Source organism: Alteromonas sp. W364, from assembly GCF_031846205.1.
Classification (GTDB): Bacteria; Pseudomonadota; Gammaproteobacteria; order Enterobacterales; family Alteromonadaceae; genus Glaciecola; species Glaciecola blandensis.
In genome coordinates, this window is record NZ_JAVRID010000003.1 from 183,804 (window position 1) to 200,297 (window position 16,494).

The 16,494-nt window shown below is 41.4% G+C and carries 15 protein-coding genes; 7 read left to right on the forward strand and 8 right to left on the reverse strand.

Translation table 11 applies throughout. The features are described 5' to 3' along the window. Positions 1 to 6 precede the first annotated feature (6 nt). On the forward strand, positions 7 to 162 hold the full coding sequence (locus tag RM556_RS06185) for a hypothetical protein (RefSeq protein ID WP_311360896.1): 156 nt from the start codon (positions 7 to 9) through the stop codon (positions 160 to 162). Between the two features lie 105 nt (positions 163 to 267). On the opposite strand, the gene RM556_RS06190 is transcribed toward RM556_RS06185, so the two are convergent. From RM556_RS06190 to RM556_RS06200, 3 genes are read right to left on the reverse strand one after another with little or no spacing between them, the layout of a single operon-like run. Beyond that, entirely contained in the window at positions 268 to 1,074 is an 807-nt protein-coding gene (locus tag RM556_RS06190; RefSeq protein ID WP_311374144.1) for an RMD1 family protein, read from the reverse strand. After that, positions 1,071 to 2,249, reverse strand: coding sequence for a GNAT family N-acetyltransferase/peptidase C39 family protein (locus RM556_RS06195; RefSeq protein WP_311374145.1), 1,179 nt, complete (start codon positions 2,247 to 2,249; stop codon positions 1,071 to 1,073). The genes RM556_RS06190 and RM556_RS06195 overlap by 4 nt, the downstream gene beginning before the upstream one ends. Next, positions 2,250 to 3,710: a RimK family protein gene (locus tag RM556_RS06200; protein ID WP_311374146.1), complete on the reverse strand. Its 1,461-nt coding sequence runs from the start codon at positions 3,708 to 3,710 to the stop codon at positions 2,250 to 2,252. A gap of 199 nt (positions 3,711 to 3,909) precedes the next feature. Here RM556_RS06200 and RM556_RS06205 point away from each other — a divergent pair, with 199 nt between their 5' ends. After that, the gene (locus RM556_RS06205; RefSeq protein ID WP_311374147.1) at positions 3,910 to 4,149 is read left to right on the forward strand and encodes a hypothetical protein; all 240 of its coding nucleotides are present in this window, start codon (positions 3,910 to 3,912) and stop codon (positions 4,147 to 4,149) included. A 47-nt stretch (positions 4,150 to 4,196) separates the two neighbouring features. Here RM556_RS06205 and RM556_RS06210 read toward each other — a convergent pair whose 3' ends face one another. The 3 genes from RM556_RS06210 to RM556_RS06220 form a co-directional block, all read right to left on the reverse strand. Further along, a complete protein-coding gene (locus tag RM556_RS06210; protein ID WP_311374148.1) occupies positions 4,197 to 5,015 on the reverse strand; it encodes a Cof-type HAD-IIB family hydrolase in 819 nt (272 codons plus the stop codon). Between the two features lie 116 nt (positions 5,016 to 5,131). Further along, a complete protein-coding gene (locus RM556_RS06215; RefSeq protein ID WP_311374149.1) occupies positions 5,132 to 7,165 on the reverse strand; it encodes a hypothetical protein in 2,034 nt (677 codons plus the stop codon). 127 nt (positions 7,166 to 7,292) lie between these two features. After that, on the reverse strand, positions 7,293 to 8,393 hold the full coding sequence (locus RM556_RS06220) for a polysaccharide lyase family 7 protein (RefSeq protein WP_311374150.1): 1,101 nt from the start codon (positions 8,391 to 8,393) through the stop codon (positions 7,293 to 7,295). 101 nt (positions 8,394 to 8,494) lie between these two features. On the opposite strand from RM556_RS06220, the gene RM556_RS06225 reads away from it, so the two are divergent. Further along, positions 8,495 to 9,346, forward strand: coding sequence for a hypothetical protein (locus tag RM556_RS06225; protein WP_311374151.1), 852 nt, complete (start codon positions 8,495 to 8,497; stop codon positions 9,344 to 9,346). 108 nt (positions 9,347 to 9,454) lie between these two features. Here the strand turns inward: RM556_RS06225 and RM556_RS06230 are convergent, their stop codons facing one another. Further along, on the reverse strand, positions 9,455 to 11,119 hold the full coding sequence (locus tag RM556_RS06230; RefSeq protein WP_311374152.1) for an AMP-binding protein: 1,665 nt from the start codon (positions 11,117 to 11,119) through the stop codon (positions 9,455 to 9,457). Positions 11,120 to 11,392: 273 nt separating this feature from the next. Between RM556_RS06230 and RM556_RS06235 the strand changes: the two genes are divergently transcribed. Then, positions 11,393 to 13,003 (forward strand): ATP-binding protein, encoded by a 1,611-nt coding sequence (locus RM556_RS06235; protein ID WP_311374153.1) that lies wholly within the window; start codon positions 11,393 to 11,395, stop codon positions 13,001 to 13,003. Between the two features lie 16 nt (positions 13,004 to 13,019). Next, the gene (locus RM556_RS06240) at positions 13,020 to 13,640 is read left to right on the forward strand and encodes a YigZ family protein (RefSeq protein WP_311374154.1); all 621 of its coding nucleotides are present in this window, start codon (positions 13,020 to 13,022) and stop codon (positions 13,638 to 13,640) included. Positions 13,641 to 13,714: 74 nt separating this feature from the next. Here the strand turns inward: RM556_RS06240 and RM556_RS06245 are convergent, their stop codons facing one another. Then, positions 13,715 to 14,269, reverse strand: coding sequence for a hypothetical protein (locus tag RM556_RS06245; protein ID WP_311360884.1), 555 nt, complete (start codon positions 14,267 to 14,269; stop codon positions 13,715 to 13,717). A 258-nt stretch (positions 14,270 to 14,527) separates the two neighbouring features. On the opposite strand from RM556_RS06245, the gene RM556_RS06250 reads away from it, so the two are divergent. Together RM556_RS06250 and RM556_RS06255 are read left to right on the forward strand one after the other, a co-directional pair. After that, positions 14,528 to 15,580: a hypothetical protein gene (locus tag RM556_RS06250; protein WP_311360883.1), complete on the forward strand. Its 1,053-nt coding sequence runs from the start codon at positions 14,528 to 14,530 to the stop codon at positions 15,578 to 15,580. 129 nt (positions 15,581 to 15,709) lie between these two features. Next, positions 15,710 to 16,492: a hypothetical protein gene (locus RM556_RS06255; protein ID WP_311374155.1), complete on the forward strand. Its 783-nt coding sequence runs from the start codon at positions 15,710 to 15,712 to the stop codon at positions 16,490 to 16,492. Positions 16,493 to 16,494: the final 2 nt, after the last annotated feature.

Here is a 16,494-nt window from a genome sequence, read left to right on the forward strand (position 1 = left end):
GCTGGCATGTCAACTTCACCGCAATTGACTGAATGTTACACTCAAGAAACCGTCTTGAATGTGGTATTGGGTACAAGCCTTAAAGTCATGTCCAACTACACGAATCACATTACCGAAACACCGGTGGATGAAGCGTTCAAACCAAATACTTGGACAGCCTAGTTTTAAAAAACAAGAGAGGAGAGGCTTGCTTTATGCAAACCTCTCTTTTTACTACTGAGTGATTGTTACTATTTTTATTGCCTTTTAAAGAATGTAAACATTCACTTACTTTGGAAGAATATGAAAATACTCCCCAAAGAAAATCACAATTTCAATGGCAATCAGGATGATAATAATCCACTCGAGAAATGACGAATGTTTATGATTTTGTTCTGCAGCTAACATATCAAACAAGTCTTGAATGGTTTCTAGTTTCAAATTCAAGATTTCAATTCGCTGACTCAACTCCAAGTATTTACCTAGACTTAAATAGTAATGCTCAAGCGCGGGAAAATCCCAGAAAAACTCTGGCGTATCAAGTAAATTATAATGCAACACAATGTCTGTTTTCGTCTGAAATAATTGCCCCCTCAGTTTCGCTAACTGTTTACGATTCAGCGCGATTTTGCCGCTTTTCGCCAACATATCAATCAAGTATTGATTGCTCACTATCGTCTTTTCTGCAATTTCTTCATAATGCTGTAACTTTGCCGATTGCGCGAAAGCATGGCTTAAGGCTAACAAGGTATTCGTCTGAAAATTAGGTAAATACAGAGTATCGTTTGACGCTAGGGCTTGCTCTGCTTGTTCATCAACCTTGGTAAATTCGTAAGTATCGACTTGATCATCGTGTAACTTCGATGCCAAACCTTTTAACTCGTTTATGTATTGAGCTGCTTTATCTGGGTTCACGCCCCACGCAACAACTACACCATAGTCAAAAATGAACATTTGTCCTTTTGGCATCTCTATATGCAAGGCATCACGATACTGCTCTGCGATGTACCTCGTCGCAAACTGCTTTTGTGCACTTTTTAAATTGATATGGTCTGCAAAGTCGATGACCTCAACACTCTTATTAAAGAAACTCATTCGTCGCCTCCTCTATTGCGCCGCTTTGTGTTTTTTTTGATCACAAGGCAGGTTCTTAACTTACTCTTCCCAAACACTGAAAACTTGGTGAAATCTTCTTTCAGGATGGGGACATGTTGATAATCTATCTCACTTGATTGGAACAACTGCTCTTCGGTCTTGCTTAATAGTTGAGCCTGAATAACACCTTCAACGCTGGCGTCAGGATCATGAAAGTACAGAAACGTATCATCGATATGCGTGATCGCGACCCAATGCGGTGCTTTTTTTCCATCGAATTGATAAGTACTAATTAAGCAAATAACAGCATGACCTTGAGCCAATTCACTCTCTATTGTATTAAGTGACGCATCGTGAAAGTGAACGCTTACATTATACTCAGTAGCTCGTTCAAAAAACTGTTTTTCAACTAACTGCATTATCGATTTTTTGTGCTCACTGCGAACACCTTCAACAAATAGATCGCCTGGTTGACTAACATATACTTCGGCATCGAAACCTAAGGATTTCGCTGCTAAGGCCAAGCCCACAGGATGACAACCACCGTGGCCAGAGGTCATAAAAACGGTTGTTGCTTGCCGCCAAATATCAATTTCTTGGGTGGCGGACATTTTGAAATCTGCATTCAGACTCTGCATGGCCATCATCAAAGCAGACGGCCCACAAGTGAACTCTGTCGACTGCTGATACCATGGATATGCAGGAAGTTTCTGTACCGCCAGGCTCTGTTTGATTGGCTTTTGGAAGCGCAACGCATTGGTACCATCAGCATAATATTTTTGATAAACACCAAACTGCTTGTAACCCAAATATTGGTACATTTTAATGGCGGCCGCATTGGTTTCAGCTACTTCTAAGCGCATAAACAGACGCTGCTGGCCCACCGCTAAGCGCTCTAACTCAAGTAATAAGGCTTGCGCAATACCCTGCCCTCGATTTTCGCTTTCTAAGGCGAGAGAATACAAACGCGCCGAACGGGTACCATCGCGCATAATCACCAAGCCATAAGCACAAATTTGCTCATCTTTGCTTGCGACCAAACAAATGCCATTGTCAGCTTGTATCCAGTGCTTGAATCGACGTTTTGAAAGGCGATCTGTTTGAAAGCACTGGTTTTCAATGCGTACCAAAGCAGTCAGATCATCAAGCTCCGCCAAACGATAAGTGGCCTTCACTTAGCGCCCCCTCGCTTCCAAGCGATTTGCAAATTCTTGCATGATAATCATGTACAGTTCTTTGCCTAAGTACTTATCTTCCACTTTCGATTCGATACTCGGATTGTCATTAACCTCAATGACATATACTTTGCCGTTTGCCTGCTTAATATCGACACCATATAAGCCTTTACCTATAATACCGCTGGCTTTAATCGCTGCATCCAGCACCGATTTTGGCACCTCAAAAGTGGGTAATGTTTCAAAACCACCTGAAGTATTCTTGCTTGATGCATGATTGTAGATTTGCCAGTGTCCTCTTGCCATAAAGTAGCGACACGCATATATAGGCTTACCGTTGAGTACACCGATGCGCCAATCAAATTCAGTGAAAACATATTCTTGCACTAATACCAAAGCAGATTGATGAAGTAATTCAGCAAGTCTTGCTTTCAACTCAGTCTCATCTTTAACTTTGAATACACCTAAAGAAAAAGAGCTTTCAGGCAGTTTAAGTACCATTGGAAAGCCGAACTCTTGTGCTAGAGACGTGCAAGTTTTATCGCTAGGGTCGTATGCAAAGCCACTTTTTGGCACCGGCACTTTGTGATAGCTAAATGCGTCCTGTAAAAACACCTTGTTACAGCATTTGAGAATACTGTTGGCATCATCAATGACCACTAGACCTTCACGCTCAGCTTTTCTCGCTAAATGATAGGTAGGGTGATTAATCGCTGTGGTTTCGCGAATGAACAGCGCATCGAAATGGGTAATATTGGCTGCTTGCCTACTATCGATTAGTTGCGCATTAATACCCACTTTCTTCGCGGCTTGCACAAAGTGTTTTAATGCTTTTTTATCACTTGGTGGCGTGGCTTCGTTTTCATTACACAAAATCGCCATATCCCAACGTGCGGACTTTTTAGAAAATCGTTTCACCCAGTTTTTTTGTAGGTAGTCTTGCAGGGCCTTAACCACAAATGTCTGACCCTGAGAAATAATTTCGTCCCAGTTGCCTAAGCGTACTTTTAGGCTTGTTGCGTTCACTTGTTTGCTCACACTGATCTGAAGATATGGTGCTGGAAAACGATCAAATACGTACTTAGCAACTGCTTGCATTGCTTCATCACTTGCCGTGCCAAACACTAAATCGCACACGGCACTATCTTTAACGCTGTCACTCAGCGCTTTTGGTAATGTTAAGCTAGCAACTTCTAAAGACTGTTCAGTGCTTTCTATTATCAAATCATTGATCGTGTTCACGCTAGGCAGCACTTTGTGATGGCGCGCTTCAGCTAACAAAGAGCAGTAATACCCTTTGCTTAAATACTTGTTTGTATTGCATAAGTTAATTACGCGCGTCTTCCGCTCGCTGAGTTTTGGATAGTCAGCAAGGTAACTCTCAAAGTCCAGCACGGTAGCGTCTAGTTCAAGCGCAGGGAAATCATTAAGGCTGTCGACAACAATCAAAGTTGTAATCATTTATTTGGTCCAGTGTCACAAAATAAAGCATGGTTAATTCGCGCGAAATATAGGCTTTATCTGTTGATTAGCAAGGCCCGACTGACTATTTTTCGAACGAAATAAATTGTTCTTCAAGAACAGATTATTTCGTTAGCGTATTGGAAAATTCAGCCTACACTTCGGCGTAAATAGCCAACCACTTTTTTGAGGTGTTTTAATGAAAATGATTACTCTAGTAACAAGCGCTGTATTTGCAGGTTTATTGTCATTCGCCGTAAATGCTGACGATCGTCCTGAAGCAGATGCGGAATTGATCCAAGAGTTTGTTGAGTACTGTACCGAGATCGCAGAAGATGATGGTACGGGTGATTTGTCGCTACCAGAATTTTTACTTATTTGCGTGAATCAAGAACTTGAATCAGAAGGTTACAAACCGGTCAAAAAGCTTCCTGAATAAGCTTTTTGAACAACAGAATTAACATTGGCCATTAGGCTGGGAGCGTTTTACAAGCTAAAACGTTCCCTTAAAAAATGCGCAATTCCATCGTCATGATTATGTCCAATAACTGCGTTCGCCTTTGATTTCACCTGAGGTTTTGCATTGTCAGGGGCATAACACTCGTCGGCGAGTTCAAACATACTTAAGTCGTTTTCACCGTCGCCAAAGCAGATCACGTTACTTGCCCCTAAATCTACCTTCAAGTTGTTTACTGCAGATCCTTTATTAGCGAGACGGTGATGCACGTCCATCCAGCTGTTATTTCGCCCCTCGTGAGCTGGACCAGAGTATGCAATTAAATGCGGATGCTCATTGATTTCATTCCAAATAGACGCCACTTTTTTATTGTCACCTATCATGCTGATGTTAGTCACATCGCTGTTTTTAGGCAGTGCCTCTAGTGGCAATAGCTTAGCGTCGGTTCGCGAAAAATACTTTTCAATAAGCTCTTTCTCGATGGGATGTCGAACTTGGCTGTGATAAATGAAGTGTTGGTGATTCTCAATAGTATTTACAAAGGGTGTTATACCATGCGTCAGAGCGGCATTAACAACGTCTTCAATCTCGCTGTGTTCTAGTAAATTATCAAAACTTAAGGCTTGTTTTGCTGGATCCCAAATAGTGACACCGTTATTGTAAATATGCGGCAGTTCAAAAAAGTGTCCTTCCACAATCTTTTTTGCCGACAACAAAGAACGCCCTGTTGCTACGGTATAAGCAATGTCTTTATCTCGAAGTAGACCTAGGGTTTCTCTGGTGAATGGAGAGATCTCAGACGATGCATTGAGCAAGGTCCCGTCAAGGTCGAAAAATATAAGGTCCATTACGATACAGTTACCCTAGTTGTGTTAAGTCGCGATTAAGAAGATATACGAACCATAGCTAAGCTTGGCTCAGTATCAGGGTAACAAGAGGTGGCTGGCTGGCCACCTCTGTGTAACTATAGTCCAGCTTCTTCTATTAAGGTTGGCTTAGCCTCTAGTCTCTTTAGCATCTCTGGTTCTACTGCGTTGAGCTCAGTAATGGTTGATATACCAGTAAATCTAAAACGACTGTATTGCCAATCAATCAAGAGTTTATCATCAATGGAGTTTATTCGACTGATAACACTAGTTTGTCTCAAGTAGCAATCTTGCTCAGGAAATGAATCAAAAGTAGCGCTCGCACACGCATCATCGTTGCCTCTAAAAATAGGTAAATATACTTTCTCTGTAACATCACCAACGTCATTTAAACGCCAGTATCGTTTAAAGATTGATATCTCAGACTGTCCTGTATTAGATGCTTCTTGAATTTGATTATCGTCATTTTGGTCAATCCAACTATAAGTATATGCTGTACCATCTTCCCTGTATTCATACCAAGTGACTTGGGTTTTGAACCATGAGACATTGCGACTTTCATACCAACCAACAATGCTGTTGTTGGCAAAATTTTGATCATTTTTTTGCACAATAAATCCGCTTTTTTGAACAAGCGTTTTGGCATCGGGGTCTACTTCAGCGTCGGGCTCTGATTCATCGTTTGAAATAGCGATCTGAGTGGCAGAAATTGAGCTCAAAGCAAGCTCATTGCTAATTGGCCTTGCGATATTAAACGAGAAAGTCTCACCATCTTCAAGTAGAAATATGAGCTGTTTTTGATCGCTTGAAAAAGTCCCCTGATACTCTTTGTATATCAATTCATTGTCTACTGTGAAATCTATTGCACGTCGCAATACAAAACCATTCCCTTCGCTCACAATCAGTCTTGTAAGATACGAATAGTTTATAACTGCTATAGGTGATTCTGGTGTTATATGGCTAATTACCACATCTGGACTCAGCACGACATATTCACCCTCGGTTAACCATTCTGGATCCGCGACAACTCTCTCATCAACGACTTCATATGCTTGAACAGTGCGACTTGTATAATTCAATGAAGGTTCGTCTTCGCAGATCACTTCTCTGGTTAAAAGCAAGCTCAACAAGGTACTGTCGGCGGCGTCATCAATGACACCAATATTTGCTGTACGTATGTAGCCTTCACAAATATTACCACTTAGAAAAACTCTAAATGCTGCTCCATCAAGCTGCAAATTTAGTAATTGGTCTTGTAAATCCCAAGTGGCAGGGTATTCCGTGCCGGAAAATGTTAAAGAACCGGAACCGTCTTCCAGCAATTCGATTTTTCCATCTCCATTACTATCACCCAGACCGATGAAATAAAAATTAGTGGGTAAGTTTAACGATTCTGCAGAGCCTACAAGCTCTGAATTTGTAACGAGAGATTGGGTGACCTCATTGAACTCGCTGGTTTCACCTTGCGCGGCAGGTGGATTGCGCTCAGCAAGTACCCGTGCCATATCCAGAGCCGTTTCTTTATCAGAAAGTAACTCCCACGTGGTTTCAATTCCATCTGGTAAATCAAACATTTGCCCATCGACAAGGTCGGTAAAATAAACCAGTGTGGTCGCAAAGGGTAAGACTAAATCTCTATCATATTCCTGGCGAGCGAGCGCCAAAGAGTCTAGATCTGTAATCTCACCTTCATGGCGTAAAACAGCGGAAAGAGCCGTTTTTATCTGAGAGACTCTCAAGGAAGGTACATCGCTATCATTGAGCTGATTACCGATGGTAAGAAGACTCTGAATCGAGTCTACATAGGTTTTATAATGTATGTGGCTCAAACTACCTGTGCCAAATGCATCAATGACCAATAGACTAGTTTGCTCACTTTCATTAATTTCAATCTCTAGACTGTAATTCCCGAGCTCGTCTGAACTTGTTTCAAAACTCCTTCCAGCTACCGTGGCGGTAATCAGCGCATTTGGTAGATCGGGGGAACTTATTGTTCCAGATATCTGCAAAGAGACCGTTGATGGCGGTGGTGGTGGTGGCGGAGGGTCACCTACTGGAGAAGAATCACCAGAGCCACCACCACAAGCACTCATTAATACGATTGCAGTTACTATCAATATCAGTTTTTTCAATTTAAATTCCTTTTTATGTAAATTCGCTAGATATACTTATCTAGCACTTTGATTCCGTTCTCTACGTAAATACAGCTTGTTTTCCAATCAAGAGACAAACTAACTCAATAACAGAAATTAGTCCAAGTTACGACGAAGGCGTTCCATTACTTAGCACCAACTTCGAAAACCTTACTTTCGAATAATCGCCATTCGCTTTGTCTGTTTCCCAAACACCGGTTCCACCGCATGCAGTTCCCCAAAATGGATTGCTAGTGCCGCCATTGCATTGGCTGTAAGCACCCGCTTTAAAGTAGTGCCAATCGCCAGCGTAGCCATGCTTAAAGTCTTTGTCGTCAATGTTGCCGTAAGCATCAACATTATCTGCCAAGTTAATCGAGTATTCTACCGGTTCACGATTAGGCGAGGTAAACGTAAGGGACATGGTATTCTTATAAACATTCACTACATAACTAAATTCTTCGCCGAGCTTTATACCCTTACTGCCTGGGTCTGAAGGGTTTTCCCACGTATTGCCCCAAACTGGATAGGCAATATCTGTTCTATCCGGGTGCGCCTTTGGCAAATTACGCTCATAGGTCCAAAATACTGAGCCTGTGTCGTGGTCTGGAAATTTTTTGTAGAAAATCTTGAGTGGTTCATTCCCGTATCCAAAGCCTTTTGAGCGGTCTGGATCGTTGCCTGCATGTATCTGACCAATCACCACTGAATAGCTTGGATACTTTTCGGGTCGGTCGCTATTCACGGCTACATGATCCACACTCAAAGTAGCTTCCATTCTTCCGCCAATAGCGGCAAATGCATTCGCGTTTTCATGCGCAGCCAAAGCAAAGTTATTTTTCGGTGCCTTCGTCTTTATCTTCGTGTTGAAGCCCCGCGACATATGCCGTAGTTCACTCCGTGCATTCTTAGAGTTAGCTGTTGTGACGCCTATATTTGGGCTAGTAAAGACCAATTCCTTATTGTCGTTAAGATAAAAGAATTCCGGATGGCTATAATTCTGGAGGTCTTTCACTTTCACCATGTCAGGCTTACCGTCTGCATTTGCATCTATAGGCAGTGTGATATTCCATTGACTTAGATCGAATTGCTCTCCTGGCACATCTATTTCAGGACTATTTGAAACATTCTCGCGTGCAGTTTGGTTTGTGCTACACGCGGCTGTGCCAAACAACACAAGAGAAGACAAAGCCGCGAATGCAGCTACCGAAGATGCCGTCATTTTCATATTGACCTATTATTGATTGCTAAAGTAACTTGGTATTTATATTATTTTGTTTAAATAATCACAGTCCAGATTCTAGTTTATCTATGAAAAATCACGACTTTATGAAAAAAAGTTACCAACTACTTGTTGCCAGTTTATTGTGTGTCAGCGCAAAAGGCATGGCTGAAGTAGATACCTCTTGGCTGTTAATTGACGATTTCGAAAGCGCTAGTAACACTCTGTCCTCGGACTGGCACATTAGAGACGTCCAGAACGAGACCAACCCCTTTGTTAAGAGTCCGCAAATAGCGTTAATAAAACAAGAACAAACTTCCCAAAACCAGTATTACTTAAAAAAACCTGCAGCAAACGGTGTGGTCGGTAATAGAAAAGCCCTATCTTACATACAGTTACCTAATACACTCAACGTCGGTGACACTGCTACTTTTTACACCCGTATCATGGTTGAGTCATTTCCAAATAATCATTCCTTTGGCTTGAGTAATCAACGCCCCGCGGATATCGATAAACTCGCATATAATGCTTTCGAACCGATGTTAAGAGTCACAGATAAGACAGAGTCAGATGGCACTCGGAATTCTGGTGCGCTGATGGTGATCAAAGAAGCGCTAAATGGAAAAGCGAAATATCAAGATATTCAAAATCCACTCAATGGTAAAGCTGCAGAACCTCTGCAAGAAGGTAAATGGTACGAAGTTTGGTATGTGGTAGACAATCGCTTAAAAGAAAATGGCGGACAAACATATTCAGTTTATATCCGCGGAGGTGAGTTTAGTCAGCAGCAAAAGGTCTACGACAATGCTGAGTTTCGTATGAAACGTGAAGCCGAATTGGTGTATTTTGTCACTATCGCAAATACAGGGCCGCTCAAACAACCTTATGGTAATGGCGGTTTAGCTTACGACGATATTTATATGACTACTGGGATAGAATTAAGCGCTCCTGTGGATTGAGCGCGGTTATCAGAAGACGGGTAGTTGGAAATAAAAAAGCCCCGATAAATCGAGGCTTTGTGAAACAGTGCGGCAGCTAGTTATTTATGTTGTTAAGTGAGAATTAACCTAGTCAAAACGGATCTTACCTTCTCCTTCGCAACTCTGCGCTTGGCTCAAAAATACTTTCTCAATAACATGTCTTTTCACTTTCAAAGTAGGTGTTAACTCGCCAGACTCTGCAGTCCAATCAGTACTCGCAACAATAATATACGAGACAGCTTCATGCTTTTCTAAGCTTTGATTCACGTGGGCTAAGGTAGTTTCAAGAGATTCAGTGAGCAGCCCTCGGTCTTGGCTTTTACCAGACTGACTTAAGTTCACTATCAATACCGGTTGCTTCAAAGTGGTCCCCATTAAGCACATTTGCTCAATGTATTCGTTTTCTGCAAATAACTTCTCTATAGGTACAGGCGCAACATATTTGCCTTTTTCGGTTTTAAAGATATCTTTTTTGCGCCCAGTGATTTTCACATACCCTTCAGAATCGAGCTCGCCTAGATCGCCTGTTTGCACAAAGCCATCGACGAGTGCTTCTTCTGTTTTAGCATCGTCTTTATAATAGCCAAGCATGTTGGAATCGGTCTTCATAACAATTTCACCGTCATCGGCAATTCGCAAGTCTACACCTTCGGTAGGCAGTGAAATCGTCCCAAATTTAGCGGGTTTGTCCATGCGAGGGGTTGTACCAGCGGCGAATGTTTCGGTCATACCCCACGCTTCACCAATATTGATACCCAGCTTTTGATACCATTCCAGTATCTTTTCTGAAATTGGCGCAGAACCACTGAGGAAAATACGAGCATCACTAAAGCCTAAGCCTGCTTTGATTTTCTTTTTAATTAAAGAACTAACAAGTGGAATTTTCAGTAACAAGTCGAGTTTCTTTTGTGGCATTTTTTGTAGTACGCCCTTTTGAAAAAGCGTCCATAAGCGCGGTACAGAGCCAAAAACCGTTGGAGAACAACGCACCAAGTCGCGATTAAATGTATCGAGCGATTCTACAAAATAGATTTGCGCGCCATAACTTAAAAAGGTCGATTCGACATACGCGCGTTCCGTACAATGCGCCAAGGGTAAATAGGATAAGGAACGATCTTCAGGAGTAGTCCCAACGCGCATTCCAAGGTGAAGTCCGGTATTTACAAAACTACGGTAAGAGTGAAGCGCACCTTTTGGCATACCTGTACTGCCTGAAGTGTATAATATTGTCATCACGTCATCGGGCGTGACCACTGGTTCTGCAAATTCGCTTTCACAGGCAATACAATCCGACCAAGAAACCTCTGTTTGCATGGTTGGATAACCCATATCAATACGCTTCACGTTGGTATTTATACCTGCTTCTTGAGGGCCAAAATCATCGAGCTTACCAATAAAAATTGCTTTACATTCCGCGTGCTCTAACACATATGCGATGGTTTCAGCATTTGCAGTAGGATAAATGGGAATACTTACAAATCCACCCATCATGATGGCGAAATCGGCAATAAACCATTCAGCTACGTTTTTAGAAAGCAGCGCAATTTTATCACCTGGTTCGTAACCTAAAGACACTAACTTTGAGGCAACTGCGGTGGCTTGTTCGAGAATTTGCTGCCACGTATATGTGTGAAGTTTACCATCGATGGGTTGAAATAAGACTTGGCGTTCGGGGTAGTTTTTAGCCCAGTATTTTAATTTATCGATGGGTAAATCTATTTTCGCAGCATCCATATCAATTTCTCGCAACATATAATTAACATTGATATTGCTAGGTGAATGGTAAAAAATCAAATAAGTTCGAGTGATTGAAATAAATAGTCTTTGCTTACTAACTTCTCTTTGTTGTTAGATGTATTGTATTAATTAAGTTCTAGCAAAGACGTGTCGTCGTTCACGGTGAGTAACCGGGTGTTTTTCATTATTTAGTCGTATTGCCAGCTATACATAAAGAAAGTATCCTAGGAAATTGGGCTTTTGGCGGTGGGTTGTTTTAGATGCAACACAATAGTGTAGGTACAAGCAATGAAAGTAGCTGATATACCAAGCAACGAAAAATATCGCCTTGAAGCGTTGTATCGTTACGAAGTTTTAGATACTGACATGGAAAAGGTATTTGATGAGCTAACTGAATTAGCTTCAGAGATCTGTGATACTCCCATCGCGCTGATTAGCCTTATTGACGCAGACCGCCAATGGTTCAAATCAAAAGTAGGTTTAAGTGCCGATGAAACTCACCGAGATATTGCATTTTGTGCTCATGCAATCCATCAAGAAGAGGTATTTGAGGTAAGCGATACTTTTCTTGATGAACGGTTTAAAGATAACCCTTTAGTAACAGAATCACCCAACATTCGCTCATATGCTGGCGCGCCACTGATCACTCCTGAGGGATTCGCGATAGGAACATTGTGTGCGATAAACGACAAACCTAAAAAGTTAAATGCCCATCAAATTAAGGCGCTTGAAACGCTAGGTAAACAAGTCATTACTCAATTGCAACTAAGACTAAAGATCAAAGAAGTTGAAAGTGCAAACGAACGAAAAACAGATTTTTTGTCTAATTTAAGTCATGAATTGCGAACGCCTTTGAACGCAATAGTTAGCTTTAGCAAATTGATGATTGATGACAAAACGTTTGACTTACCCGACAAGCAAAAACAGTATCTAAAGCACCTTGACTACAGTGGTAGACGGCTATTGAGCTTAGTTAACTCAGTATTAGATTTAAATAAAATTGAATCGGGGAATTTCACCCTAGAATACACCAGCATACATGCAAAGACCTTTTTCGAATCTATTCACTCGATTACGAAGGCACTTGCAGCGAAGAAATCCCTTGTTGTGAACTTTAGCTGCGAAACAAATGAAAATGAATACTTTCAAGCTGACGAAACTAGGCTTAGCCAAATTATTTTGAACCTGGTCTCTAACGCAATCAAATTTTCACCCAATGAGCAAACTATCGACATAAAGATTAAGCTCTCTAGCGCTAACCTTATTGTTGCGGTGCGTGACGAAGGTATTGGTATTGCGAAGAAAGACTTACACCTTATTTTTGAGAAGTTTCAGCAAGTAAGGCCAAATGAAAACCAAGAAGGCTCTGGCCTAGGCTTAATGATCACCAAAAGCCTTGTTGAGCATATGCACGGAAGCATTAAGCTATCGAGTAAGCTCGGTCAAGGCAGCTTATTCAAAGTAAAACTCCCCGTATGCACTGAAAATACATTCCAGCAAACTGACATTCCATCACAAACTCAGCATACGTTTAACCCCAACGCAAAAATCTTAGTCGTTGAAGACAATTTGATTAATCAGGAAGTTGCAAAAGCGATGTTTCATACAATCGGCATCTCTATTAGCGTATGTGGCAGTGGCGAAGATGCTATCAAAAAGCTGAAAAGTGATTATTTTGATTTGATTTTTATGGATTTACATTTGCCAGGTATAGACGGCTTTGAAACTAGCAAGAAGATCACATCAATGGATCCAAATCAGAAAGTTGTTGCCTTAACTGCCGACGTATTCTCTAAAGCTGACTCGAAGCTAGCACGAAATGGTATTCAAGCCTATATTTCAAAACCCGCTTCTGAGTCTGACCTTATCAGTGTTTTGAATAAATACTGCCCTAACTAAAAAGAACTGGCATGCTATGCTCTTCAAGCCCTACTTAACACCTACTCATGAACATGATATTGAGCATGAAGTAAAACGCAGTAAATTTCTCACTTTCGCTAGACCAACTGCCACAACAGCAACCGCAAACGATTTTGTAAAGGCACTCAGAGCGGCCCACCCTCAAGCTAACCATGTTTGCTGGGCCTACATTGTTGGTTCACCTGATTCGACCTTGCGCTCAATGAGCGATGATGGAGAGCCCAGTGGAACTGCGGGTATGCCGATGCTAAAGATACTGGAGCACAGCGGCTTAGGAGATATCACTGTAGCGGTAGTTCGCTATTTTGGGGGTACAAAGTTAGGCACAGGGGGTTTGCAGCGAGCATATTCAGATGCCGTTGCGCAGGTATTAAAAGAGCTTCAAACAGAAGAGAAGGTGGACCGAGTAGCAGTGCAAGCTAGCTTTGACTATGCACTAGAAGGTGCAATAAAGAGCGCCTTAGGAAGCTTTAATTGCGCCAAAACTGACTTTAATTATGCTGAAAGCGTTTCACTGACCAGTTTAGTACCCCGTAATGAACTAGATGCCTTTTGCGAGGAACTCACCAATATTTGCTCAGGTAAACTAACGCTGCTTGTTTCCAAAGATAATTAAACACAGCAGCATAAGGTTCGAAATGTTCGAGTTCAGTATCACGGACTACAGTTTGAACTGAACTCGAAGTTCTCCTATTTCTTTTTGCGAAGGAATAATAAAAATAAGCCACTTCCCATTAAAAGAGCTAGTGAGTGTGGTGCAGATACTTCGCTGTATGTAAAAGTCGCAGATACACTTGTGTTTACCGTTCCCAATGACGTTACAACATAATTCAATTCACTGGTTTCAACTAAGGTCAATAATCCCGTTGGAAGGTCGAAAGAAACTGGACCACCAGCATTGAGCGTAAACATATCTTGAGTTGGTGTGATGTCATATAAACCAGTCAATGTGAAGAGTTCACTTATAGAGTTTGCAGTAATAGTGGTAGTTAATGTGAACGGGTTTGAGCATGTTCCATTCGGGCATGTCGCATTATTAGAGAATTGCGTTGTTGAAAACGCTATTAGTAGGTCGACCAAAATAGTGTCTCCATCATTAATTGAGAACGAACCACTATTGGCGTTTATGCCGACTTCAGATGTATTAACTGATTGACTCACTCCAGTGTTTGAGTAGTCAACGATAAGAGTGGCATTTGCAATATTTGAAAATACAAACAAAGTTGCAATTAATAATGTTTTCATGAGATTCCTTAAATATATGATTTTAGTTTTAGTAAACGTTGATATTAGGGGGGATGCATTAAATAGGCCACGCTATAACCTTATGATTTCATGAAACATATTTTTTACAAAAAAATAACATGTAAGAAATATTGACATATACCAAGCAATCTATTCCTTAATAGCATTCCTTTGCCTATACTGATATTAAACCAAACCAATACGCTCGTAGTACAAAGTATTACTAACTGTGCGTTACCTTAAATAAGGATGTTAAAGGTGTTTAATTTCAAAACGAAAGGTTTACTCAACTGCGTCGCCACTATGATGCTGTGCATGTTGTTATCTTCCAAGTCAGCGCTTGCCGAAAAGGACTCAAACATCTGGGTTATTTTTGACGCTTCTTCTTCAATGGGAGTTTCTCAAACAGTCATTGCTGACATGCTGAAGGAATTAGAGCAGCAACTACAGGACAATAGCAGCTTAACTGATGCAGCAAAGTTAATATCATTTCGCGACGTTATTATTGATGAAAAAAAGGGAAGCTTAAGCCAGATAAGAACAAACCTAGCTGAAACCAAATTGATTTCATCAACGGAAGATGTCTTGTCTGCCCTTCAATTGATCGCCAGCACACCTGAACTTAACGAAGCTATAGTACTCATTTTTTCCGATGGCAAAAATGACCTCTTAGAAAATGCTGATACCGCTAAACTCATGCAGAATTTGAAAAATAGACGCTCCGAGTTTCATGCTTTTATTCCCTTCCCTGCTTGGTGTAATAGAAGCCTTGCATTGGCCGTTGATCGCGACCATATGGTCCTAAACCCAGATTCGAGTATGCAAAAGTGTGACACCTTACGTTTTCTGAAGGGTAAGCGTTACGGCGAAAAGCCTGAAGAGCGCAAACTCGCAACATTAGCATTTGAAACGGGAGGTATGGTGTGGCCAATCTTAAACTTCACGATGACAGGAATAGAAAGTGAGATAATGCCTAAAGATTTTGTGGAAACCACGGCGACGAAACTGGCAGATATCATCGAAGGAAAAGGAGCCAAGTCGCTCTTTGCAACAGTCAAATATGACGATGAGGCTTACTTAGGACAAACTGTATTTTTTGAGGTGACGTCCAGCTACAGCATTGAGGGTATCGGTGATGTGACTAACTGGCAATGGGATTATGATGGTGACGGCGAGGTAGATGATGTAGGTACTTTCGTGCAAACATCGTTTAGCGAGGCGGGTGACAATTATATTTCTCTGATCATTTCAAATAGTGACATTCCAGCTGTTTCTCGTACGCTCAGACTTCATGTTCAGGTGAGCGAATAAGTAATCAGTCATGGTTCAATTCAACTTTAGTTTGCCAGTAACGTCCCAGCACCCTCGCTGAACTTCTACTGGCGTTCTCTGTCCTAAGCTAGACATCAACCGACTCTTTCACCCTATTGGTGCTGTTTAGTGCTCTATACCTTACGCTTTGTCTTATTATCGATACTGCTCCATGGATTGGTTATTTATGCCTTGTTCCAAGGATTCACGCCATACGAAAATGACAAACAAGAACTAAAATCGATAAAAAGCTATTTGATCATTGAGGCTCCAAAACTCGAAGCAGAGGCATCGGCCAAAACAGAGCCAATTCAATTGCAGGAAGCCCCTAGTCAAAAAGAAAAGCTCTCTGTAGAGAAGCCACCTGAGCCCACTCCTCCTGCCGAAGAGATCATAAAAAGCGAACTTACAACTCCCAAAGAGGAAGTAACATCACAGCCAGAAGTAAGTAAAGTCACAGGAAGTAAAGAGGAAGTCAATACAATCGATATTTCACCAACACTCGATATAGACAATATGGACTCTCAATCGAGTAGCTTAAAAGGTGTTTCTAGCTACATACAAAACTTGCATCAAGTAGAAGTGGAAAGACTATCAGAAGGTGCCCTAAGACAATATAAGGAACCTAAGGCGATTGGTGACCCAGCATCAGAACCCAATATAAACAAAGAGCTAAGGCAGTCGAGTACTTCTTATGCACCAAAAGAAGCTAACATTATTGTGCTATCTGAATTTGGGCCAAATGAGAAAACGATACTGATGGATGGGAAATGCTTAAAAGTCACTACCACAGAACTGGATGATCCATTTTGGAAGGGCCCAAAACTCTGGACCTCAAGTAACGGATGTGGGAAGTACGACAAATTCAATGGCCAACTGCAAAAGTCGCTCGATAAATACTTAAAGAAATAGAC

Coding starts and splice junctions, on each gene's coding strand:
- RM556_RS06240 (WP_311374154.1), top strand. CDS start 13,020: ATGCTCTTCAAGCCCTACTTAACACCTACTCATGAACATGATATTGAG.
- RM556_RS06235 (WP_311374153.1), top strand. CDS start 11,393: ATGAAAGTAGCTGATATACCAAGCAACGAAAAATATCGCCTTGAAGCG.
- RM556_RS06220 (WP_311374150.1), bottom strand. CDS start 8,393: ATGAAAATGACGGCATCTTCGGTAGCTGCATTCGCGGCTTTGTCTTCT.
- RM556_RS06245 (WP_311360884.1), bottom strand. CDS start 14,269: ATGAAAACATTATTAATTGCAACTTTGTTTGTATTTTCAAATATTGCA.
- RM556_RS06205 (WP_311374147.1), top strand. CDS start 3,910: ATGAAAATGATTACTCTAGTAACAAGCGCTGTATTTGCAGGTTTATTG.
- RM556_RS06200 (WP_311374146.1), bottom strand. CDS start 3,710: ATGATTACAACTTTGATTGTTGTCGACAGCCTTAATGATTTCCCTGCG.
- RM556_RS06190 (WP_311374144.1), bottom strand. CDS start 1,074: ATGAGTTTCTTTAATAAGAGTGTTGAGGTCATCGACTTTGCAGACCAT.
- RM556_RS06225 (WP_311374151.1), top strand. CDS start 8,495: ATGAAAAAAAGTTACCAACTACTTGTTGCCAGTTTATTGTGTGTCAGC.
- RM556_RS06185 (WP_311360896.1), top strand. CDS start 7: ATGTCAACTTCACCGCAATTGACTGAATGTTACACTCAAGAAACCGTC.
- RM556_RS06210 (WP_311374148.1), bottom strand. CDS start 5,015: ATGGACCTTATATTTTTCGACCTTGACGGGACCTTGCTCAATGCATCG.
- RM556_RS06230 (WP_311374152.1), bottom strand. CDS start 11,119: ATGTTGCGAGAAATTGATATGGATGCTGCGAAAATAGATTTACCCATC.